At 62.8% G+C, this 20423-nt stretch carries 21 protein-coding genes; 7 read left to right on the top strand and 14 right to left on the bottom strand.

What is annotated here, in order from left to right:
• Positions 1–132 precede the first annotated feature (132 nt).
• The 11 genes from pqqE to pedF all read right to left on the bottom strand — a co-directional run bounded on the left by pqqE (position 133) and on the right by pedF (position 10673).
• Positions 133–1275, bottom strand: a complete 1143-nt coding sequence (gene pqqE, locus ACA041_RS16425; protein ID WP_497433882.1) for a pyrroloquinoline quinone biosynthesis protein PqqE — start codon at positions 1273–1275, stop codon at positions 133–135.
• Positions 1253–1525 (bottom strand): pyrroloquinoline quinone biosynthesis peptide chaperone PqqD, encoded by a 273-nt coding sequence (gene pqqD / locus ACA041_RS16430; RefSeq protein ID WP_497433885.1) that lies wholly within the window; start codon positions 1523–1525, stop codon positions 1253–1255. Before pqqD ends, pqqE begins: the two co-directional genes overlap by 23 nt.
• Entirely contained in the window at positions 1522–2274 is a 753-nt protein-coding gene (pqqC, locus tag ACA041_RS16435) for a pyrroloquinoline-quinone synthase PqqC (protein ID WP_497433888.1), read from the bottom strand. Before pqqC ends, pqqD begins: the two co-directional genes overlap by 4 nt.
• Before the next feature lie 143 nt (positions 2275–2417).
• Positions 2418–3332 carry a pyrroloquinoline quinone biosynthesis protein PqqB gene (gene pqqB / locus ACA041_RS16440; RefSeq protein WP_497433892.1) on the bottom strand — a complete coding sequence of 305 codons (915 nt, stop codon included), beginning with the start codon at positions 3330–3332 and terminating at the stop codon, positions 2418–2420.
• 55 nt (positions 3333–3387) lie between these two features.
• Positions 3388–3459: a pyrroloquinoline quinone precursor peptide PqqA gene (gene pqqA / locus ACA041_RS16445; protein WP_003253598.1), complete on the bottom strand. Its 72-nt coding sequence runs from the start codon at positions 3457–3459 to the stop codon at positions 3388–3390.
• A gap of 258 nt (positions 3460–3717) precedes the next feature.
• A complete protein-coding gene (gene exaC, locus ACA041_RS16450) occupies positions 3718–5238 on the bottom strand; it encodes an acetaldehyde dehydrogenase ExaC (RefSeq protein ID WP_497433895.1) in 1521 nt (506 codons plus the stop codon).
• 315 nt (positions 5239–5553) lie between these two features.
• A complete protein-coding gene (locus ACA041_RS16455) occupies positions 5554–7332 on the bottom strand; it encodes a PQQ-dependent methanol/ethanol family dehydrogenase (RefSeq protein ID WP_497433898.1) in 1779 nt (592 codons plus the stop codon).
• 284 nt (positions 7333–7616) lie between these two features.
• The gene (locus ACA041_RS16460) at positions 7617–8555 is read right to left on the bottom strand and encodes a quinoprotein relay system zinc metallohydrolase 1 (RefSeq protein ID WP_497433900.1); all 939 of its coding nucleotides are present in this window, start codon (positions 8553–8555) and stop codon (positions 7617–7619) included.
• A 16-nt stretch (positions 8556–8571) separates the two neighbouring features.
• The gene (locus ACA041_RS16465; protein WP_497433902.1) at positions 8572–9333 is read right to left on the bottom strand and encodes a quinoprotein dehydrogenase-associated SoxYZ-like carrier; all 762 of its coding nucleotides are present in this window, start codon (positions 9331–9333) and stop codon (positions 8572–8574) included.
• Entirely contained in the window at positions 9330–10208 is an 879-nt protein-coding gene (locus tag ACA041_RS16470; RefSeq protein WP_497433905.1) for a substrate-binding periplasmic protein, read from the bottom strand. The genes ACA041_RS16465 and ACA041_RS16470 overlap by 4 nt, the downstream gene beginning before the upstream one ends.
• Before the next feature lie 3 nt (positions 10209–10211).
• Positions 10212–10673, bottom strand: a complete 462-nt coding sequence (gene pedF, locus ACA041_RS16475; RefSeq protein ID WP_497433908.1) for a cytochrome c-550 PedF — start codon at positions 10671–10673, stop codon at positions 10212–10214.
• 254 nt (positions 10674–10927) lie between these two features.
• Here pedF and exaA point away from each other — a divergent pair, with 254 nt between their 5' ends.
• Entirely contained in the window at positions 10928–12820 is a 1893-nt protein-coding gene (gene exaA / locus ACA041_RS16480; RefSeq protein ID WP_497433911.1) for a quinoprotein ethanol dehydrogenase, read from the top strand.
• A gap of 222 nt (positions 12821–13042) precedes the next feature.
• Positions 13043–13696, top strand: a complete 654-nt coding sequence (locus ACA041_RS16485; protein ID WP_497433915.1) for a pentapeptide repeat-containing protein — start codon at positions 13043–13045, stop codon at positions 13694–13696.
• An 83-nt stretch (positions 13697–13779) separates the two neighbouring features.
• Here the strand turns inward: ACA041_RS16485 and ACA041_RS16490 are convergent, their stop codons facing one another.
• From ACA041_RS16490 to ACA041_RS16500, 3 genes are read right to left on the bottom strand one after another with little or no spacing between them, the layout of a single operon-like run.
• Positions 13780–14448: a response regulator gene (locus ACA041_RS16490; protein ID WP_497433919.1), complete on the bottom strand. Its 669-nt coding sequence runs from the start codon at positions 14446–14448 to the stop codon at positions 13780–13782.
• On the bottom strand, positions 14445–15707 hold the full coding sequence (locus ACA041_RS16495) for a sensor histidine kinase (RefSeq protein WP_497433921.1): 1263 nt from the start codon (positions 15705–15707) through the stop codon (positions 14445–14447). The genes ACA041_RS16490 and ACA041_RS16495 overlap by 4 nt, the downstream gene beginning before the upstream one ends.
• A gap of 2 nt (positions 15708–15709) precedes the next feature.
• The gene (locus ACA041_RS16500) at positions 15710–15832 is read right to left on the bottom strand and encodes a hypothetical protein (protein WP_497433923.1); all 123 of its coding nucleotides are present in this window, start codon (positions 15830–15832) and stop codon (positions 15710–15712) included.
• Positions 15833–15989: 157 nt separating this feature from the next.
• Here ACA041_RS16500 and ACA041_RS16505 point away from each other — a divergent pair, with 157 nt between their 5' ends.
• From ACA041_RS16505 to ACA041_RS16525, 5 genes are all read left to right on the top strand, one after another.
• Positions 15990–17174: an ABC transporter substrate-binding protein gene (locus ACA041_RS16505; RefSeq protein WP_497433927.1), complete on the top strand. Its 1185-nt coding sequence runs from the start codon at positions 15990–15992 to the stop codon at positions 17172–17174.
• A gap of 42 nt (positions 17175–17216) precedes the next feature.
• Positions 17217–18191 carry a YVTN family beta-propeller repeat protein gene (locus tag ACA041_RS16510; RefSeq protein WP_497433933.1) on the top strand — a complete coding sequence of 325 codons (975 nt, stop codon included), beginning with the start codon at positions 17217–17219 and terminating at the stop codon, positions 18189–18191.
• Positions 18188–18919, top strand: coding sequence for an ABC transporter ATP-binding protein (locus ACA041_RS16515; protein ID WP_497433938.1), 732 nt, complete (start codon positions 18188–18190; stop codon positions 18917–18919). The genes ACA041_RS16510 and ACA041_RS16515 overlap by 4 nt, the downstream gene beginning before the upstream one ends.
• Positions 18916–19707, top strand: coding sequence for an ABC transporter permease (locus ACA041_RS16520; RefSeq protein WP_497433943.1), 792 nt, complete (start codon positions 18916–18918; stop codon positions 19705–19707). The genes ACA041_RS16515 and ACA041_RS16520 overlap by 4 nt, the downstream gene beginning before the upstream one ends.
• A gap of 155 nt (positions 19708–19862) precedes the next feature.
• The gene (locus tag ACA041_RS16525) at positions 19863–20420 is read left to right on the top strand and encodes a PQQ-dependent catabolism-associated CXXCW motif protein (protein WP_497433949.1); all 558 of its coding nucleotides are present in this window, start codon (positions 19863–19865) and stop codon (positions 20418–20420) included.
• Positions 20421–20423 lie beyond the last annotated feature (3 nt).

The following is a 20423-nucleotide window of genomic DNA, read 5'->3' on the forward strand; positions in this document are numbered from 1 at the left end:
GAGCGAGCTTGCTCCGGGCGGCGTTCCGACGATAGCGGAGTGTCAGGCAACATCATTTCTTTTGGAAGTCCGCTATCGTCGGAACGCCGCCCGGAGCAAGCTCGCTCCCACAGGGGATTTGTGTCGCTTGATTTATCCGCGATAGATCAAGCGCGAAGCCTTCTCGTTGCGCAACGTCAGGTGTTCTATGCCCAGCCCCGGCGCATCGGCCTCCTCCCGGGCCTTGAGGATCACCCCATGATGCGGCGACTTGCTGCACACCGGGTCGGCATTGGCTGCATCGCCAGTGAGCATGAACGCCTGGCAGCGGCAGCCGCCCAGGTCCTTGTGTTTTTCATCGCAGGAGCGGCACGGCTCCTTCATCCAGTCATCGCCGCGAAAGCGGTTGAAACCGAAGGAGTCGGTCCAGATGTGCTCGATACTGTGCTCGCGCACGTTGGGAAACTGCACCGGCAGCTGCCGCGCACTGTGGCACGGCAAGGCGGTGCCGTCCGGGGTGATGTCGAGAAACAGGTTGGCCCAGCCGTTCATGCAAGTCTTGGGGCGTTCTTCGTAATAGTCTGGGGTGACGAAGATCAGCTTGCACGGATGGCCCTGAGCCTCCAGACGCTCGCGGTACTCGTTAGTGATGCGCTCGGCACGCTGCAGTTGATCGCGGGTCGGCAGCAGGCCGACGCGGTTGAGTTCGGCCCAACCGTAGAACTGGCAGGTGGCCAGTTCGACGAAATCCGCTTCCAGCTCCAGGCACAGGTCGATGATCTTCGCGATATCGTCGATGTTGTGCCGGTGGGTGACGAAGTTCAGCACCATCGGGTAGCCCTGGGCTTTCACCGCCCGGGCCATGGCCAGTTTCTGCGCGAACGCCTTGCGCGAGCCGGCGAGCATGTTGTTCACCGCTTCGTCAGCGGCCTGGAAGCTGATCTGGATGTGATCGAGCCCGGCCACCTTGAAGTCGCGGACTTTCTGTTCGGTCAGGCCGATGCCCGAGGTGATCAGGTTGGTGTAGTAGCCCATGTCCCGGGCGGCCTTGATCAGTTCGGCCAGGTCCTGGCGAACCAGCGGCTCCCCACCGGAAAACCCCAGTTGCGCCGCGCCCATGTCCCGGGCTTCACGGAATACGCGAATCCATTCTTCGGTACTCAGCTCTTCACCTGATTGGGCAAAGTCCAGCGGGTTGGAGCAATACGGGCATTGCAGGGGGCAACGATAGGTCAGCTCCGCCAGCAACCACAGCGGCGGCCCCGGAGGCGCCTCATTCGATCCAGAATTGCGCATGGGCCACCTCCAGGAATGCCAGCACATCCTCGTCGATCCCCGGCACGCCGGGGAAATTCGCGCACAGCAGGTCAATGATTGCCGCGACGCTGCGCCGGCCGTTCACCAGGTCGAGGATCTGCCCGGCGCTGGTGTTGAGTTTGATCATGCCTTCGGGGTAAAGCAGCACATGGCAGTCCTGGCGCGGTTCCCATTGCAGGCGAAAACCCTGACGCAGGGACGGTGCCTGCTCTCGCTTGATCAGGCTCACAGGGCAATCCCCCGGTGCCAGACGTTCTCGCTGGTCACCGTGTGGAACGGCGGGCGCTCCAGTTCATAGGCCATGCTCATGGCGTCAAGCATGCTCCACAGCACGTCGAGCTTGAATTGCAGAATCTCGAGCATGCGTTGCTGGGCCTCGAAGGTCACGTAATGCGCCAGAGTGATGCGCAAGCCGTGCTCGACATCACGCCGCGCCTGGCTCAGGCGAGTACGGAAGTAGTCGTAGCCGGCGGCGTCGATCCACGGGTAATGGGTCGGCCAGGCGTCGAGGCGGGACTGGTGGATCTGTGGCGCGAACAGTTCGGTCAGCGAACTGCTGGCTGCTTCCTGCCAGCAGGCGCGGCGGGCGAAGTTGACGTAGGCATCGACGGCGAAGCGCACGCCCGGCAGCACCAGCTCCTGGGACAGGATTTGTTCGCGGTCCAGGCCCACGGCTTCGCCCAGGCGTAGCCAGGCTTCGATGCCGCCTTCGCTGCCGGGGACGCCGTCGTGGTCGAGAATCCGTTGCAGCCATTCGCGCCGGACCTCGCGGTCCGGGCAGTTGGCGAGGATCGCGGCATCCTTGAGCGGGATGTTGACCTGGTAGTAGAAGCGATTGGCGACCCAGCCCTGGATCTGTGCTCGACTGGCGCGGCCGGCGTACATGGCTTGGTGGAAGGGGTGGTGGATGTGGTAGTAGGCGCCTTTGGCGCGCAGGGCCTGTTCGAATTCGGTGGGGGTCATTGGGATGGCAATCATTGCGGTTCTCCGGGGTTTCTGCGGTGCCTGATCTGGCCCCTTCGCGAGCAGGCTCGCTCCCACATTGGATTTATGATGTACGCAAAATCTGTGTTCACACCGATCCCCTGTGGGAGCGAGCCTGCTCGCGAAGAGGCGAGCAGCTACAGCTCAATGCTCATGCCGTCATAGGCCACTTCAATCCCCCGCCGCTCCAGCAGCGCCCGCTCGGCCGAGTCTTCATCGAGAATCGGATTGGTGTTGTTGATATGAATCAGCACCTTGCGCTGACGGGTAAATCCTTCCAGCACTTCAAGCATGCCGCCGGGACCGCTTTGCGCCAGGTGCCCCATTTCACTGCCCAGGCTCTGCCCGACTTCGCACACGCGCATTTCGTCGTCGCGCCACAGGGTGCCGTCCAGCAACAGGCAGTCGGCACGCTGCATCCAGCTCAGGACTTCGTCATCGATTTGCCCCAGGCCCGGCGCATAGAACAGCGATGCGCCATTGCGCCGGTCTTCGATAAACAGGCCGATGGTGTCCCCCGGCTGCGGATTGCCGCGGTTGGGCGAGTACGGTGGAGCGTTGCTGACCAGGGGGATTGCGTGAAACTGCAGGTGTTCGCAGGCCGCGATGCCGAATGGCTCACGGTCCAGCCCGATGGGTTGCCACTGCAAACCACCGTTCCAGTGCTCGAGCATGGTGAACAACGGGAAGCCGCTGCTCAGGTCTTCGTGAACCCGCTCAGTGCACCATACCGAATGCGGGCAACCTTCGCGCAGGCTCAACAGGCCGGTGCAATGGTCGATCTGACTGTCCAGCAGGACGACACCGGCGATCGCGGTATCGCGCAGGCGCCGAGCCGGTTGCAGAGCCGGGAAACTCTCCAGCTGCGCGCGGATGTCCGGTGAAGCATTGCACAGCACCCAGTCCACACCGTTGTCGCTCAGGGCAATGGACGACTGCGTACGCCGTTGCGCCCGCAGGCTGCCGTTGCGCAGGCCGGCGCACTGGCGGCAGTTGCAGTTCCACTGCGGGAAACCGCCGCCGGCGGCGGAACCGAGAACACGGATGTGCATGAAAGATGCTCCAGAAGGCAGGCCCGGCCAACGCCACGGCTGGCCGGGCGGACAATCAGCGGTTGGCGAAATACATCGTCACTTCGAAGCCAATGCGCAGATCGGTAAACGCGGGTTTAGTCCACATGGGTCAATCCTCTTCTTGTGCCGGACGATTCCGGTAAAGCCATTAATGCACGGGGTGCGGGGCGACCGAATGCTACTTTCGAACGAAGTGGCGGCGTGCGTTGGTAGGGGGTGCTGCACAGATCTCCAGAACATCCAAAAACCAATGTGGGAGCGAGCTTGCTCGCGATGAGGACAGTACATTCAACATTGATGTTGACTGTCACGCCGCCATCGCGAGCAAGCTCGCTCCCACAGGTTCTTCAGGGTTTTGCGGGGGTTAGAAGAACCCCAGCGGATTGATGTCGTAGCTCACCAGCAGGTTTTTGGTCTGCTGGTAGTGATCGAGCATCATCTTGTGGTTTTCACGACCGACCCCGGACTTCTTGTAGCCACCGAACGCGGCATGGGCCGGGTACAGGTGGTAGCAGTTGGTCCACACGCGACCGGCCTTGATCGCCCGGCCCATGCGGTAGGCGCGGTTGATGTCGCGGGTCCACAGGCCGGCGCCGAGGCCGAACTCGCTGTCGTTGGCGATGGCCAGGGCTTCGGCTTCGTCCTTGAAGGTGGTGATACCCACCACCGGGCCGAAAATCTCCTCCTGGAACACGCGCATCTTGTTGTGACCCTTGAGCAGGGTCGGCTGGATGTAGTAACCCGTCGACAAGTCGCCCTCAAGCCGCTCGGCCGCGCCGCCGGCGAGCAGTTCGGCACCCTCCTCCTGGGCAATTTTCAGGTACGAGAGGATCTTGTCGTATTGCTGCTCGGACGCCTGGGCGCCGACCATGGTCTCGGTGTCCAGCGGGTCGCCGCGCTTGATCTTGACGATCTTCTTCATCACCACTTTCATGAAGTCGTCGTAGATCGACTCCTGCACCAGCGCACGGGATGGACAGGTGCAGACTTCGCCCTGGTTGAAGAACGCCAGCACCAGGCCTTCGGCAGCCTTCTCGATGAACTGCGGTTCGGCTTGCATGATGTCTTCGAAGAAAATGTTCGGCGACTTGCCGCCCAGCTCCACGGTGCTTGGAATGATGTTCTCGGCGGCGCACTTCATGATGTGCGCGCCGATCGGGGTCGAGCCGGTGAAGGCAATCTTGGCGATACGCTTGCTGGTGGCCAGGGCTTCACCCGCTTCGCGACCGAAACCCTGGACGATGTTCAACACGCCGGCCGGCAGCAAGTCGGCGATCAGCTCGGCGAAGACCATGATCGACAGCGGCGTCTGTTCGGCAGGCTTGAGCACCACGCAGTTGCCGGCAGCCAGGGCCGGAGCCAGTTTCCAGGCCGCCATCAGCAGAGGGAAGTTCCACGGGATGATCTGCCCGACCACGCCCAGGGGTTCATGGAAATGATAGGCGGTGGTCAGTTCGTTGATTTCGGCGGCGCCGCCTTCCTGGGCACGGATGCAGCCGGCGAAGTAGCGGAAATGGTCGGCGGCCAGGGGCACGTCGGCGTTCAGGGTTTCGCGCACGGCCTTGCCGTTGTCCCAGGTTTCGGTAACGGCGAGGATTTCCAGGTTCTGTTCAATGCGGTCGGCGATTTTCAGCAGCACCCGCGAGCGGTCCTGGGCCGAGGTCTTGCCCCAGGCGTCAGCGGCAGCATGCGCCGCGTCCAGGGCTTTTTCGATGTCGGCGGCGCTGGAGCGTGGGAATTCGGCGATCACTTCACCGGTCACCGGTGAGGTGTTGGTGAAGTACTCACCGTTGACCGGCGCGACGAATTCGCCGCCGATGAAATTGCCGTAGCGCGCCTTGAACGTAACGACGGCGCCAGGTGTTCCGGGTTGTGCGTAGATCATGGTGGGCCTCTGTCTGGGTCGATGCCTGTCGGGCAAACAGGCGATGGAACGATAGTAGAGAGCCCCGAGCGCCAGACGAATGCGCCGTTGGCAGGGGGAATCTCGTTATTTGGTCGTAGGTTTGCGCAAATTTTCATTTGGTAAACCTCCCTGTGGGAGCGGGTGCCGTTTTAATCGCGCACGACGCAGTCTTTGTAGGAGCCGGCTTGCTGGCGATGGCCGTCAACGATTACGCGGCAAACCTGATGCCCCGCGGCGTTCTCGGGTTTTTCGCGAGCGAGCTCGCTCCTACAGGGTTATGCGGTGGGTTCAGGGTCAGTGTTTGGCCACGACCAGGTCTTTGGGCAACTTGAAGGTCCAGAGCATGCCGCCCTGGTTGAAGTCCTTGATCCGCTTGGCCACTTCACCGCCCCACAGCGGTACCGCACCGCCCCAGCCCGAGAGCACCGAGACGTACTGTTCGCCGTCCATTTCCCAGGTCACGGGCGAGCCGAGCACGCCGGAACCGGTCTGGAATTCCCAGACTTTCTCGCCGGTCTTGGCATTGAATGCCTGCAGGAAACCTTCCGGCGTGCCGGTGAACACCAGGTTGCCCTTGGTGGTCAGCACCCCGCCCCACAGCGGCGCGAAGTTCTTGTGGCGCCAGACTTCCTTGCCGGTTTTCGGGTCGATGGCGCGCAGCACGCCGATGTAGTCTTCATTCAATGGCTTGATGGTGAAACCGGCACCGAGGAACGCCGCGCCTTTCTTGTAGGCGATGCTCTCGTTCCAGATGTCCATGCCCCATTCATTGGACGGCACGTAGAACAGCCCGGTGTCCTTGTTGTAGGCCATCGGCATCCAGTTTTTCGCGCCGAGGAACGCCGGGGCGACGAATACCGAGCCGCCTTTGGCCTCAGTGCCCGGTGCGCCCGGGCGGCTGGCTTCGTTGTAGATCGGCCGGCCGTCTTTATCCAGGCCGGTGGCCCAAGTGATCTTGTCCACGAAAGGGAAGCCGCGGATGAATTTGCCGTTGGTGCGGTCCAGCACGTAGAAGAAGCCGTTACGGTCAGCCGTGGCGGCGGCCTTGATCTCTTTGCCGCCTTCGCTGTAGTTAAATGACACCAGCTCGTTCACGCCGTCATAGTCCCAGCCATCATGGGGCGTGCTCTGGAAGTGCCATTTGATGGTGCCGTCGTCCGGGTTGAGCGCCAGGCGCGAGGACGAGTAGAGGTTGTCCCCAGGTCGCAGGTGCGAGTTCCATGGCGCCGGGTTGCCGGTGCCGAACAGCAGCAGATTGGTTTCCGGGTCGTAGTAACCGCCGAGCCAAGGGGCGGCGCCACCGGTTTTCCACAGATCGCCAGGCCACGTCTTGCCCGCCTCCCCTCCGGAGATACCATTTTCCACGGCTTTGCCGTCCTTGTAGACGTAGCCCATGTGGCCTTCCACGGTCGGCCGGCTCCACAGCAGGTTGCCGTTTTTCGGGTCGTAGGCTTCGATCTTGCCGACCACCCCGAACTCGCCACCGGCCACGCCGGTAATCAGTTTGCCGTTGATCACCAAGGGCGCGGCGCTGATCGAGTAGCCTTCCTTGTGATCGGCGACTTTCTTGCTCCACACGACTTTGCCGGTGTCCTTGTTCAGGGCCACGAGCTTGGCGTCGAGGGTGCCGAAGAACACCAGGTCGCCGTACAGCGCGACACCGCGGTTGATCACGTCGCAGCACGGACGGATGTCATCGGGCAGGCGCGCATCGTATTGCCAGAGTTTCTTGCCGGTGCGTGCATCCACCGCGAACACCCGCGAATAGGAACCGGTCAGGTACATCACGCCGTCCTTGATCATCGGCTGTGCTTGCTGACCGCGTTGTTTTTCGCCACCGAAGGAGAATGCCCAGACCGGCCGCAAGTCTTTCACGTTGGTGACGTTGAGGGTGTCCAGCGGGCTGTAGCGTTGACCCTGGACGCCCAGACCGTTGGTGACGATCTGCTCCGGGTTCTTGGGGTCCTGGAGAATGTCCTGGTCGCTGACGGCGGCCACTGCCGGGCCGGACAACAGCATGGCACTGAGCAGTGCGCTTAGGACGAAGGGTTGGCGACGTGCGGGTTGGGTCATGACGGCTGCCTCTGCGGTTTTTGTTATACCCGGGAAATTTTCCCGGTCTGGTGCAGATTCTTGGGCGCCGCCGCCCTGGCAACAATTGCCCGCAGTGCCTAGATTGCTAATCCCTTAGTACCGGGTCGGATGATATGAACACCGGATTTTGCGATCAACACCGGCCAACTGTAGGAGCGAGCTTGCTCGCGAAAAACGTGAGAGCGCCGCGTTCATCCAGGCAGTCCCCGTCATCGTTAACGTCCTTCGCGAGCAAGCTCGCTCCTACAGTTGATGTGTGTTGTTCATTTGTTTGCGGTGGAATCCACCCGCGTCATCTGTGAGCGCTCGTAACGCGGATACAGATGGCTGACGCTGCGGATCAGTTCGTAACGGCTCAGTGTGATTCCGGCGAAACGCTCGGGAATGGGGCTGCGGATCATCTCGGCCATGTCGCTGCCATTGGCGGCGCCATCGTGCATGAGCTCGTCGAGCCAGGTCAGGTAGTCACGCATTTGCTCGAAGGGCTGTTGATCACTGGCCACCGGCCCATGGCCGGGGACGATCAGCGCCCACGGCAACCCTTGCAGCGTGGCGATGTCCGCCAGCCACACCGCCAGCCCCGGACTGTTGGGCGTGGTCAGTGCCCGTTGGTAAAACACCAGATCCCCGGCAAACAGCACGCCGGTTTTCCGGTCGAGAATAGCCAGATCCGCACCGGTGTGCCCACCCAGGCTCAGCAGGTGCAGATCGTGATTCCCAAAACTGTGTACGCCAGGCGTCAGCGTCTGCGTCGGCAACCGCACTTCGGTGCCGCGCATCCAGTCACCCACCAGCCGATACAGGTTCTCGGCCATGGCATCGCCCTGCTGCCGCAGCAGGTCGGTGGTGCCGGCCAACGCCCCGATCGGTACGTCGGTGAAGGCCTGGTTACCCAGCACATGGTCAGGATGATGATGGGTCAGCAACACCTGGATCACCGGTTTATCGGTGGTCGCGGCAATCGCCTTGCGCATCGCTTCACCGTAGCGCCGAGACGGCCCGGTATCGATCACCACCACGCCGCGCTCGGTGACGATGAACGCGGTGTTGACGATGTTGCCGCCGTTGGCCTTGGCGAAATTGTCGGTGCTGCCTTCGAGCAGCCAGGTGCCTTCGGCGATCTGCCGGGGCTTGAGTGCATAGTCGAGCTCGGCCATGGCCGGCAGGCTCAGGCTCATGAACAACAGCAACATCCAGCGCATCACGCGCTCCTTGGGGTCAGGGTATGGCCGCATCGAATTGATTGCCGCTGTTATCACGCAACAACAGGCGGGTTTGCCCTGCCCCTTCGATATCGAACGCCAGGCTGGGGTTTTCGCTGACGGCGGGGAACAGTTCAAGACGGGCCAGCAACTGATCGTGCTGGTCGCGCAGTTCAGCCTGGTTGATGAAGAACTCCGGGATGCCGCTGACCATGCCGTTGTCCATCGGGTGCGCCACCTGCAGGCGCAGACGACTGGATTGGCCACGGGGATAACGACCGCCGAGCACTTCGCCGAGGTGGTCCTCCCAGCCCGCTTGCGTGCGCACCACGCTCGGCGCCGTGCAACCGCCACCCGCCGCATCGATCAGCGTCGAGCCGACATGCCACAGCCCGTCGCGGGTCAGCACCGCCGCGCGCAGCGGCGTCGCCTGTTCGATACGGATACGGATCGACAGCCACGGCAGCACCCGGTCCAGCGGTTGGAAATCGACGATTTTCGGCAACGGATTGAGTTCGGCCCAGGCGAGGATTTTCACCACCTCGCCCTTGAACGCCCGGGCATCGATTTCCAGCGGTACTTGCCGGGCGTCTTCGGCGAACGGGGGCGCGAGCAGCTTGACCCGCTCATCGAACACGAACGGCGCATCGCCGAGCATTTGCTTGTGATAAAAGGCCCACATCACCGAGGGCACCGGGTCCTTGCCCGGTTCGATGTCCACCCCATGGGCTGCCAGGGGCAACCAGCAGGCCAACAGCCAACTCGCTCGCCAGTTCACTGTTGATACATCTCGGGCACGTCGTAGCGCAGGCCGTAGCGGGCATAGATGGCTTTCACCGAACCCTCGCGAATCAACGCTTCAAGCCCCTCCTCCACGGCATAAGCCAATTGACGATTGCTTTCGTGCACCGCCATGCCGATTTCCCACAGCTGCTTGCCCATGTTCGGGTAAGCGTTTTGCGCCAGCGCCAGTTGCGGGTCCGCCGCCTGGTGCACCTGCCAGTCGATCTCGCCACGCATCGCCATGACGGCATCGACTTCACCGGCCTTCATCGCCGCAAACGCCTGAGCCACGCCGGGATAATGGTGAGCCTTGCTGGCGAGCATGCCGTTGAACACCGAGGTCAGGTAAAACGACGGCACACTGTCGACCTCGACGCCGATCGGGTGATGCTCGAACACCGCGACGCTGCCCACCTTCTCCAGCCGGCGGCGGTCGAAGGCGACTTGCCATTGTTCGCTCTGGTACGGTCCGAACATCACCACATGGCCGTTTTCCAGCTCGCCCAGTTCATTGCGTTTACGGGCGTAGTCCTGGTCGTAGGGCACGCGCATCATCAGGTCGGCCAGTTGCAGGTCGTGCAACTGGCTGGCGCGCCAGATGTAATCGCGCAGGTCGTCGTCGAGCTTCTCGCCGGCCGGTGCCCAGATCAGCGTCAAACGCACGCCCAGCGCCCTGGCCAAGGCCTGGGCGAGTTCGACATCGACCCCGCGCGGCTGGCCGGCGTCTTCAAAACTGTAGGGGGCGAAGTCCTTGTAGACCGCCACCTTCAGCTCCCCGGCGGCGATCATTTCGTCATAGGTACGGACCTGCGCCTGCGCCGCCTGGCAGCACAGCAACACAGCGCTGATCAACACAGCGAGCAGGCGCATGAATTACTCCTCGACGTGAACGCTGTCCAGATAGGTGCGCACCGCCCACAAGGCTTCCTGGCTCAGGTAGTCGGCCATCTTCGGCATGTACACCCGGCCATCGCGCACCGCACCTTGGCGGACCCGTTCGACGAACCATTCATCACCGGCATCGCCGGCATCGAGCATGCGCAGGTCGGGGGCGATGCCGCCGGACTTGGCTTCCAGGCCATGGCAGGCCGCGCAGTTCTGGTTATAGGCCGATGAGCCGATTTCCACGGCCTTGTCGTGTTCCGGGGAGGTGCGATAGGGGTTCACCGCCGCCCAGCCATCGGCATCGACCTGCACGCCGGCGTCCTTGATCGGGGTCAGGCCCTGGGTGGCGACGGCCTGGGGTACGACGTCGCCGTGAGCCCAGACTGAACCTGCACTGATAAAGCCGGCCAGCAGTCCGGCAACGAGCAAGGCGTTGCGTTTTGTTGTCATTGTTATGCCCTCGAGATTGCACGCAAAACCTCCTTGAAGAGGCTATGGCACCCATCTTAAGAAGGGCTTCGCGCAAGCCCCATGCTGCTTTGGTGTCCGCCACCCGGTACCTTGGTAGTAGGGCTTGTGGCGCACACCCAAATCAGGTGCGCCATGGGAACTTTTCCCGGCAACAGCGGGACTTTTTCCGTATCCGGCATCCCACCGGGCGCAGCAACCTGTGCAGGCCAAAACCTCCACTGGGAACTGCAACCATGACAATAAGATCGCTACCCGCCCTTTCCCCGCTGACGCTTGCCGTACAGGCCTTTTTGCTGGTGGGCAGTTTGTCCCTGAGCGCTGCCAGCCATGCCGCAACCGCCCCTGCCAACCCGACCCGCAACGTCAGCTGGGAGGACATTGCCAACGATCACCTGACCACCAGGGACGTGCTGCAATACGGCATGGGCACCAACGCCCAGCGCTGGAGCCCTCTGGCCCAGGTCAACGACAAGAACGTGTTCAAGCTGACCCCGGCCTGGTCCTACTCATTCGGCGATGAGAAGCAGCGTGGCCAGGAATCCCAGGCCATCGTCAGCGATGGCGTGGTGTACGTCACCGGTTCCTATTCCCGGGTATTTGCCCTGGACGCCAAGACCGGCAAACGCCTGTGGACCTACAACCACCGCCTGCCGGACAACATCCGTCCGTGCTGCGACGTGGTCAATCGCGGCGCGGCGATCTACGGCGACAAGATCTACTTCGGCACCCTCGACGCGCGGCTGGTCGCCCTGGACAAAAATACCGGCAAAGTAGTGTGGAACAAGAAGTTCGGCGACCATGCCGCCGGCTACACCATGACCGGCGCGCCGGTGCTGATCAAGGACAAGACCAGCGGCAAGGTGCTGCTGATCCATGGCAGCTCCGGCGATGAGTTCGGCGTGGTCGGGCAGCTTTTTGCCCGTGATCCGGACACTGGCGAAGAAGTCTGGATGCGGCCCTTCGTCGAGGGGCACATGGGCCGCTTGAACGGCAAGGACAGCACCACCACCGGTGACGTCAAGGCGCCGTCCTGGCCGGATGATCCGACCACCGAAACCGGCAAGGTCGAAGCCTGGAGCCACGGTGGCGGTGCCCCTTGGCAGAGCGCCAGTTTCGATCCGGAAAGCAACACCATCATCGTCGGTGCCGGCAACCCCGGCCCGTGGAACACCTGGGCGCGCACCGCCAAGGACGGCAACCCGCAGGACTACGACAGCCTCTATACCTCGGGCCAGGTCGGTGTCGACCCGAGCACCGGCGAGGTGAAATGGTTCTACCAGCACACGCCGAACGATGCCTGGGATTTTTCCGGCAACAACGAGCTGGTGCTGTTCGACTACAAGGACAAAGACGGCAAGACGGTCAAGGCCACCGGTCATGCGGACCGCAACGGCTTCTTCTACGTGGTCGATCGCAACAACGGCAAACTGCAGAACGCCTTCCCCTTCGTCGACAACATCACCTGGGCCAGCCACATCGACCTCAAGACCGGCAAGCCGGTAGAGAATCCGGGCCAGCGGCCGGCCAAGCCACTGCCGGGCGAGACCAAGGGCAAATCCGTGGAAGTCTCGCCGCCGTTCCTCGGTGGCAAGAACTGGAACCCGATGGCGTACAGCCAGGACACCGGGCTGTTCTACATTCCGGGCAACCAGTGGAAGGAGGAGTACTGGACAGAGGAGGTCAACTACAAGAAAGGCTCGGCTTATCTGGGCATGGGTTTCCGCATCAAGCGCATGTACGACGATCACGTCGGCAGCCTGCGCGCGATGAACCCGACCACGGGCAAGGTGGTCTGGGAGCACAAGGAGGCGCTGCCACTGTGGGCCGGTGTGTTGGCGACCAAGGGCAACCTGGTGTTCACCGGCACCGGCGATGGTTTCCTCAAGGCCTTCGACGCGAAAACCGGCGCCGAACTGTGGAAGTTCCAGACCGGCAGCGGCATCGTTTCGCCGCCGATCACCTGGGAACAGGATGGCGAGCAGTACATCGGCGTGACCGTCGGTTATGGCGGCGCGGTGCCGTTGTGGGGCGGCGACATGGCCGAGCTGACCAAGCCGGTGGCACAGGGCGGGTCGTTCTGGGTGTTCAAGATTCCGAGTTGGGATAGCCAGGTGGCGAAGAAGTAGCTTTCTGCAGCGAGCGGGCTTCCCTGTGGCGAGGGAGCTTGCTCCCGCCGGTCCGCGAAGCGGCCCCCTCCATGTTCAGCATTACCGGGTTGCCTGGGTTCGCGACTGCTGCGCAGCCGAGCGGGACGATGCGGCGTTCCGACAAGCTCCCTCGCCACTGGAACTGTCTTGGTCACTGGTTTTGTGTGTATCCAACTGCCCTGCCCATTCCGAGGACCTGTCATGAAATATCTGCCTTTAGTGCTATTGCTCACTGCCGTTGCGGTTTCCGCCGCCGACGACGACGGCGAAGATACCCCGCTGATCATCAACGGCTGCACCATCGCCGATCACAGCCAATGCCCCGGTGCCGATCTCAAAGGGGCGAACCTGAGCAATCAGGACCTGCGCAACATGAACCTGAGCGGCGCCGACTTGCGCGGTGCCGACCTGCGTCACGCCCGCCTTGACCTCGCCAACCTGGAAAAGGCCCAGCTGCAGGGCGCCAACCTGACCCGCGCCAGCCTGCAACAAAGCAACCTGCGCCTGGCTGATTTCAGTGGTGCGACGCTGATGGCGATCCAGGGTTGGGGGATGTTTGCCCAGGGAGCGCAATTCCAGGACGCCAACCTCGGCGGCGCAAACCTGCAATTCGCCCGCCTCTCCGGGGCCCGGCTGCACAACGCCAACCTGCAGGCCGCTGATCTGGAAATGACCTGGCTGAGCAAGGCCGACCTCAAGGGTGCCAACCTCGGTGATGCCAACCTGCAGGAAGCGAAGTTCGGGGAAAGTAATCTGGAACAGGCGAATCTCAGCGGTTCGCGCCAGCATTATGCGAATTTCCAGGATGCGAATATGGAGGGGTGCAAGGGGTGTCCGACGACGTGGAACAAGTGAGGTCAGGGCAAAATACGACCACTGTAGGAGCGAGCTTGCTCGCGATGAACCTGAGAACGCCGCTGGGTGTCAGGTTACCCGCGTTATCGTTGTCGACCATCGCGAGCAAGCTCGCTCCTACACACCCGCACCACCCCCATATCGATCCCCAGATGCACCAATTCGGCATGGGACGTCACCTGCAACTTGCTCTTGAGCAAGGTCAGGTGGTTTGAAACCGTCTTGCTGCTGATACTCAGTTGCTCGGCGATCAACCGGGCCGGGGTGCCTTTGGCGAGCATCACGAAGATCTCCAGTTCGCGTTGGGTCATGCTCTGCAAGCGCGGATCACTGGCGTCCTGTTGCGCATGACACGCCAGTTGAGTGGCCAGCGGCTGTTCGATGTAGGCATGCCCCGCAAGGATCCGCCGCACGGCCTCGATCAGCACCTGCGGCGCCGAACTCTTGGTCAGGTAGCCCGAAGCCCCCGCATCCAGCGCCTGGCGCACCAGCGGCAACTCATCGTGCATGCTGAAAAACAGCACGCGCAATTGCGGCAGGCGCTGACGCAGGCGTCGGGTGGTCTCCAGGCCGCTGATCCCCGGCAAGCCAAAATCCATGATCACCAGGTTCGGCACGGCTTCCTGCACCCTGATCAAGGCTTCTTCGCCCGTAGCGGCTTCACGGACCTCCATCGCCGGCAATAGCGCCCGCAACAGACTGGCGTAGCCCTGACGGACCACCGCATGGTCATCGACCAGCAGAATATTCATGACGCCTCCAAAGGCATGTTCAAGGCCAGCGCCCAACCGGCACCGGGGTGGCTGATGATGCGCAGTTCGCCGCCCAGGCTGCGGGCACGTTCGAACATCGAGTACAAACCGACACCCGGGCGCTGTGGCTGTGCTGCACCGCGACCGTTGTCGCGAATCAGCAAACGCAAATGGCCGCCGCGATGTTGCAGGCGCACCCGCACTTCGCTGGCGCCGGCATGCCGGGCGACATTGGTCAACGCTTCCTGCAACAGGCGGTAGAGATGGGTCTTGTCCGGCGCGGACAGCGGCGGCAACTGCGCGCTGACCCGTAACTGGCAATCGATCCCCTGCCGACCCTGCCATTGCTCCACCAGCAACCCAAAGGCTTCGGCCAGCGGCAGGTGTTGCAACATCACCGGGTAGAGGTCGTGCACCAGCGCCCGAAAGCCCTGCTGCAAGTGTTCGCAGTTGTGTTCCAGCTCGCGCACCGTACGCTCCACCACCACCGGTTGATCCGCCACCAGCCGCAGCAGGCAGGCCTGGGCACGGATGCCGGCCAGGTACTGTCCGAGGTCATCGTGCAGGGTCTGCGCCAGATGGGTGCGCTCCTGCTCCTGCACCGCCAGCAAGGTCTGTGTCAGTCGGGTGTTATCCGCGTGAGCCTGCTCCAGCGCCACGGTCATGCGGTTGAAATGCGTCGCCAGTTGCCGTGCCTCCGGCAACCCTGCAGCCCGCAGGCGTACATGGAGTTGGCCGGCGCAGACCTGCTGCAAGGCGCGCAGCAGTTCGTCGAGCAGGCCCATGCCCCGGCGCACGGCCCAGCGGATGGTCAACAGGCTCAGCACCAGCGCCAGGCCACAGAGGCTCAGCAACTGCTGGAGCGAGTCCCGGATTTCATCGATTTCATCCCGCGGATCGACCGCGATCTGTACGCGCCGGCCATCGCGCAAATCCAGTACTCGCGCGCTGTGCCGGGCTTCGGCGAACAGCAGGCGCCCGAGCCAGGCATCAAGCCCGTCCTTCACCTGCAGACGTGCCGCCTCGCCCGGCTCCAGCCAACGCACCCGCACATGACGCAAGCTGCTGGTCAGCTTCGGTTGCAGGCTGGCAGGGTCACGCTCGGCGGTTTCACTCAGGTATTCGACCACCGCCTCGGCGGATTGCAACTCACGCTCCACATCCTCCACCGCCTGATGCACCAGCAAGCCCATGCACGCCAGGGTCACCAGGGCGAAAAAGCCGCAGACCCAAAGGTTGATCCGCCACAGGGCCGACACGCCTAGCGCCCCGGCATCGCGGGCACGACCAGCAACAGCGCGGGGCGCGGCCCGTGGAGTTTGTCGACGCCGATCATGCTCAAAATCAGCAACAACGGCAGGAGCAGCGCTTTGAGAATTCGCATGATCGATCGCCTCCGGAGTGATGGCCGTTATGGCCCATGCTAAAACCGCGCCGCCCCGGGCGAGCTACTACCTTGGTACTGGCTCACTGGTACTTTCTGCATATTTCATCCCCGGCCAAGGGTTCCTATGCTGGCGCTACCTGTAAAGGAGTGACCCATGCGCCAGCTTGCCCCTTACGCCCTGATCTACCTGCTGGCGATTGCCTGCGCCGCCGGGCTGGCCACGCACAGCCAGGCCGCGGACGCGCCGTTGCAGGTGCAGATCGGCTACCTGGGCTATCGCCCCGATCACGGTCCATTGCTGTCGAACATCATTCCCGAGCCGGTCGACGCCGGGCTGCGGGGCGCGGAACTGGCGATCACCGACAGCAACAGCACCGGACGTTTTCTCCAGCACAGCTACAACCTGGTCAGCGTCAACGTCGACAACCCCGAGGCGTTGCTCGAAGCGGCGAAAGCCCAACACGAGCAAGGCCTGCGCTTGTTCGTGGTAAACGCGCCGGCCGCCAGCCTGCGCGAACTCAGTGCTGCCCTGCCCGATAGCCTGCTGTTCAACGCCGGCAGTCCTGAGGACAGTTTGCGCACCACCGACTGCCTGCCGAACGTGCTCCACAGCCTGCCGAGCCGGGCGATGCTCGCCGACGCGTTGGCGCAATTTCTGGTGGTGCGCAAATGGCAGCGGGCGCTGCTGATCGTCGGCCCGACCGCCGACGATCAAGCCTATGCCGCGGCCCTGCGCCGCGCAGCCAAGCGCTTCGGCCTGCAACTGGTGGCGGAAAAAGCCTGGAGCTTCGATAACGATCAACGCCGCAGCGCCCAGGCCGACATGCCGCTGTTCACCCAGACCGCCGAGTACGACGTGGTGCTGGTGGCTGATGAACGCGGCGATTTCGGTGAATACGTGCCGTACCAGACCTGGTACCCGCGCCCGGTCGCCGGGACTCAAGGATTGACCCCGGTGGGCTGGCACAAGACCGTGGAAACCTATGGTGCCGCGCAGTTGCAGAAACGCTTCGAGGCCCTGGCAAGCCGCTGGATGAACGACCGCGATTTCGCTGCCTGGATCGCCGTGCGCAGCATCGCCAGCGCGGTGAGCAAAGTGCGCAAGGCCGATCCGATGGCGATCCGTCAGCTGGAAATCGGCGATCAGTTGCCGCTGGACGGCTTCAAGGGCCGCAAGCTCAGTTATCGCCCGTGGAATGGCCAATTGCGCCAGCCCATCCCCATCGTGCAACCCCGGGCACTGGTCAGTACTTCGCCCCAGGACGGTTTCCTGCATCCCTTCAACGAAATGGACAGCCTCGGCTACGACAAGCCCGAGGTCAGCTGCCGCTTCCCCTGATCCCTGCTCCTCCACGACAACTACAACAACAAGGAATCTGCCATGCGCCGCCCCCTGCTTTGCCGCTCCCTGCTTACCTGGGCCCTGCTGGTCGCCGCCGGGCACGCCGCTGCCAGCACCGCCTGGGTCTCCAACGAAAAGGACAACAGCCTGAGCCTGATCGACCTGCAGACCCTGCAAGTCACCGACACCCTGGCCGTCGGCCAGCGTCCCCGCGGGTTGCTGCTGTCCCACGACAACAAGCTCCTGTACATCTGCGCCAGTGATTCGGACCGGGTCCAGGTGATGGACGTCGCCACGCGCAAGATCATCAAGGAACTGCCCTCGGGCAAGGACCCCGAGCAGTTCGCCCTGCACCCGAACAATCGCTGGCTGTATGTCTCCAACGAAGACGATGCGCTGGTGACGGTGATCGACACCGAAACTTCCAAGGTGCTGAGCCAGATCAGCGTCGGCGTCGAACCCGAAGGCATGGCCGTCAGTCCCGATGGCAAATGGGCGGTGAACACCAGCGAAACCACCAACATGCTGCACTGGATCGACACCAGTACCCAGACCCTGGCCGACAGCACCCTGGTGGATCAGCGGCCGCGCTTCGTCGAGTTCACCCCGGACGGCAGCAAACTCTGGGCCTCGGCGGAGATCGGCGGCACGGTGACCATTCTCGACGTCGCCAGCCGCCAGGTGCTCAAGACACTGACCTTCAAGATCAAGGGCGTGCACCCGGATAAAGTCCAGCCGGTGGGGATCAAGCTCAGCGCTGACGGCAAGTACGGTTTTGTCGCCCTCGGCCCGGCCAATCATGTGGCGGTGATCGATGCCAAAACCTTTGAGATTGTTGATTACCTGTTGGTCGGGCGGCGGGTCTGGCAGCTGGCGTTTACCCCGGATCAAAAGCAACTGCTGGCCACCAACGGCGTCAGCGGCGATGTGTCGGTGATAGATGTGGACAGCCTCAAGGTCAGCAAATCGGTCAAGGTCGGGCGCTATCCCTGGGGCGTGGTGGTGACCCCATGAACGCGCTGGAAGTCAGCGACCTGAGTTTCGCCTATGGGCCGCGGGAGGCGCTGTGCCAGGTGAGTTTCAGCCTGGCACCGGGGCGCTTTGCCGCGTTGCTGGGGCCGAACGGCGCAGGTAAATCGACGCTGATCGCCCTGCTGACCCGACTCTACGACGTGCAGCGCGGTGACATCCGCGTCGGCGGTTGTTCCTTGCGCAATGCGCCACGCCCGGCACTCAAGCAGTTAGGCGTGGTGTTTCAGCAAAGCACCCTGGACCTGGACCTCAGCGTCGAGCAGAACCTGCGTTATCACGCCGCGCTGCATGGACTGTCGCGGCGCCAGAGCGGCATCCGGGTCGAGGCCGAACTCGCGCGCCAGGCCCTGACCGAACGCCGTCGCGAGCGGGTGCGCGAACTCAATGGCGGGCATCGCCGGCGAGTGGAAATCGCCCGGGCCTTGCTGCATGAACCGCGTCTGTTACTGCTCGATGAGGCCAGCGTCGGCCTCGACCCGGCCAGCCGCCTGGCGCTCAACCAGCACATCCGCAGCCTGTGCCGCGAGCAGGCGCTCAGCGTGCTCTGGACTACCCATCTGCTGGATGAAGTGCAGCCCAGCGACGATTTGCTGATCCTGCATCAGGGCCGGCTGGTGGCCAGCGGACAGGCCGATGCCTTGAGCCTGGAACATGGCGGCAACCTTGGCTCGGCATTCGCTCGCCTGACGACCTCTGGAGTCGCCCCATGAACGCTTACTGGCAGTGTTTCAGCGGCATCGTGTTGCGCGAGTGGCTGCGTTTCGTGATGCAGCGCACACGGTTTCTCAGTGCGCTGGTGCGGCCGTTGCTGTGGCTGCTGGTGTTCGCCGCGGGCTTTCGCGCGGCACTCGGCATCGCGATTATCGAGCCCTATGACACTTATATCCCGTACGAGGTCTACATCATCCCCGGCCTGGCCTGCATGATCCTGCTGTTCAACGGCATGCAGGGCTCACTGTCGATGGTCTACGACCGGGAAATGGGCAGCATGCGGGTGCTGCTGACCAGCCCCCTGCCCCGGGTCTTTCTGCTGTGCAGCAAGCTGTTGGCCACTTCATTGATTTCCCTGCTGCAGGTGTATGCCTTTCTGGCGATTGCCTGGGTGTACGGCGTGCAACCGCCGGCGATGGGTCTGTTGATCGCCTTGCCGGCCTTGTTGCTGGTGGCGTTGATGCTCAGCGCGCTGGGTTTGCTGCTGTCCAATGCGATCCGCCAGCTGGAGAACTTTGCCGGGGTGATGAACTTCGTGATCTTCCCGCTGTTTTTCCTGTCGTCGGCGTTGTATCCGCTTTGGAAGATGCGCGAGTCGAGTGAGTGGTTGTATGGGTTGTGCGCGTTGAATCCGTTTACCCATGCGGTGGAGCTGGTGCGGTTTGCGTTGTATGAGCGTTTCAATCCGGTCGCACTGGCGGTATGCGTGGGGCTGACGCTGGTGTTCTCCCTGCTGGCCGTCCTCACCTTCAACCCGCAACACGCCGCCTTGCGCAAAGCCAGCTGACAACAGCATCCACAGTTGATCTTCATCCGCTGTAAAATCAGTGCATTAGCCAGGCAAAATTACTACTTTAGTACCGGTTTACCTGTCTATCGTCGCATTCCAATCGCACCGCGACTGGCATGTAATGGGTTCATAACTATAAGGATTGGAACCCCATGCCGCGTGCCCGACCCTGCCTGTTGCGCCCTTCGCTCGCTGCGTTGTCACTAAGCCTGTTGTTGGGCGTCGCACAGGCCGATACCCCGCTGTTCTCCGCCGACGGCTATCGCATCGGCCTGTACCGCAGCCCGACCCCGGATCAACTGCAGGGCGCGACCATCATCGATACGCCAGCCCTGCAAACCCTGCTCACTCAGTCGCCGCGCCCGCTGCTGATCGACGTCTACCGCCGCCAATGGCTGCAAGGCCGCTTCATCGAAGATCAGCCTCACGAAAACCTGCCCGGCAGCCATTGGCTGGCCAATACCGGTGACGGTGACCTGACGCCCGAGTGGCGGGACTATTTTGCGCGTAAGCTGAACGTATTGACCGCAGGCGATCGCGCGCAACCGCTGGTCTTCTACTGCCGGTCCGATTGCTGGTTGAGCTGGAACGCGGCAAGACGCGCCGCCGCCATCGGCTATAAGACGCTGTACTGGTATCGCGACGGCCTGGACGCCTGGCAAGCGGCGAACCTGCCGGTGACGCCGGCCCGGCCCGAACCCTTTCCCTGATCT

Source organism: Pseudomonas sp. LBUM1676 (assembly GCF_059695605.1).

Coding starts and splice junctions, on each gene's coding strand:
- ACA041_RS16470 (WP_497433905.1), bottom strand. CDS start 10,208: ATGCGCCTGCTCGCTGTGTTGATCAGCGCTGTGTTGCTGTGCTGCCAG.
- exaA (WP_497433911.1), top strand. CDS start 10,928: ATGACAATAAGATCGCTACCCGCCCTTTCCCCGCTGACGCTTGCCGTA.
- ACA041_RS16505 (WP_497433927.1), top strand. CDS start 15,990: ATGCGCCAGCTTGCCCCTTACGCCCTGATCTACCTGCTGGCGATTGCC.
- exaC (WP_497433895.1), bottom strand. CDS start 5,238: ATGATCTACGCACAACCCGGAACACCTGGCGCCGTCGTTACGTTCAAG.
- ACA041_RS16510 (WP_497433933.1), top strand. CDS start 17,217: ATGCGCCGCCCCCTGCTTTGCCGCTCCCTGCTTACCTGGGCCCTGCTG.
- pedF (WP_497433908.1), bottom strand. CDS start 10,673: ATGACAACAAAACGCAACGCCTTGCTCGTTGCCGGACTGCTGGCCGGC.
- pqqC (WP_497433888.1), bottom strand. CDS start 2,274: ATGATTGCCATCCCAATGACCCCCACCGAATTCGAACAGGCCCTGCGC.
- ACA041_RS16515 (WP_497433938.1), top strand. CDS start 18,188: ATGAACGCGCTGGAAGTCAGCGACCTGAGTTTCGCCTATGGGCCGCGG.
- ACA041_RS16520 (WP_497433943.1), top strand. CDS start 18,916: ATGAACGCTTACTGGCAGTGTTTCAGCGGCATCGTGTTGCGCGAGTGG.
- ACA041_RS16455 (WP_497433898.1), bottom strand. CDS start 7,332: ATGACCCAACCCGCACGTCGCCAACCCTTCGTCCTAAGCGCACTGCTC.
- ACA041_RS16490 (WP_497433919.1), bottom strand. CDS start 14,448: ATGAATATTCTGCTGGTCGATGACCATGCGGTGGTCCGTCAGGGCTAC.
- ACA041_RS16525 (WP_497433949.1), top strand. CDS start 19,863: ATGCCGCGTGCCCGACCCTGCCTGTTGCGCCCTTCGCTCGCTGCGTTG.
- pqqB (WP_497433892.1), bottom strand. CDS start 3,332: ATGCACATCCGTGTTCTCGGTTCCGCCGCCGGCGGCGGTTTCCCGCAG.
- ACA041_RS16460 (WP_497433900.1), bottom strand. CDS start 8,555: ATGCGCTGGATGTTGCTGTTGTTCATGAGCCTGAGCCTGCCGGCCATG.
- pqqE (WP_497433882.1), bottom strand. CDS start 1,275: ATGCGCAATTCTGGATCGAATGAGGCGCCTCCGGGGCCGCCGCTGTGG.
- ACA041_RS16500 (WP_497433923.1), bottom strand. CDS start 15,832: ATGCGAATTCTCAAAGCGCTGCTCCTGCCGTTGTTGCTGATTTTGAGC.
- ACA041_RS16485 (WP_497433915.1), top strand. CDS start 13,043: ATGAAATATCTGCCTTTAGTGCTATTGCTCACTGCCGTTGCGGTTTCC.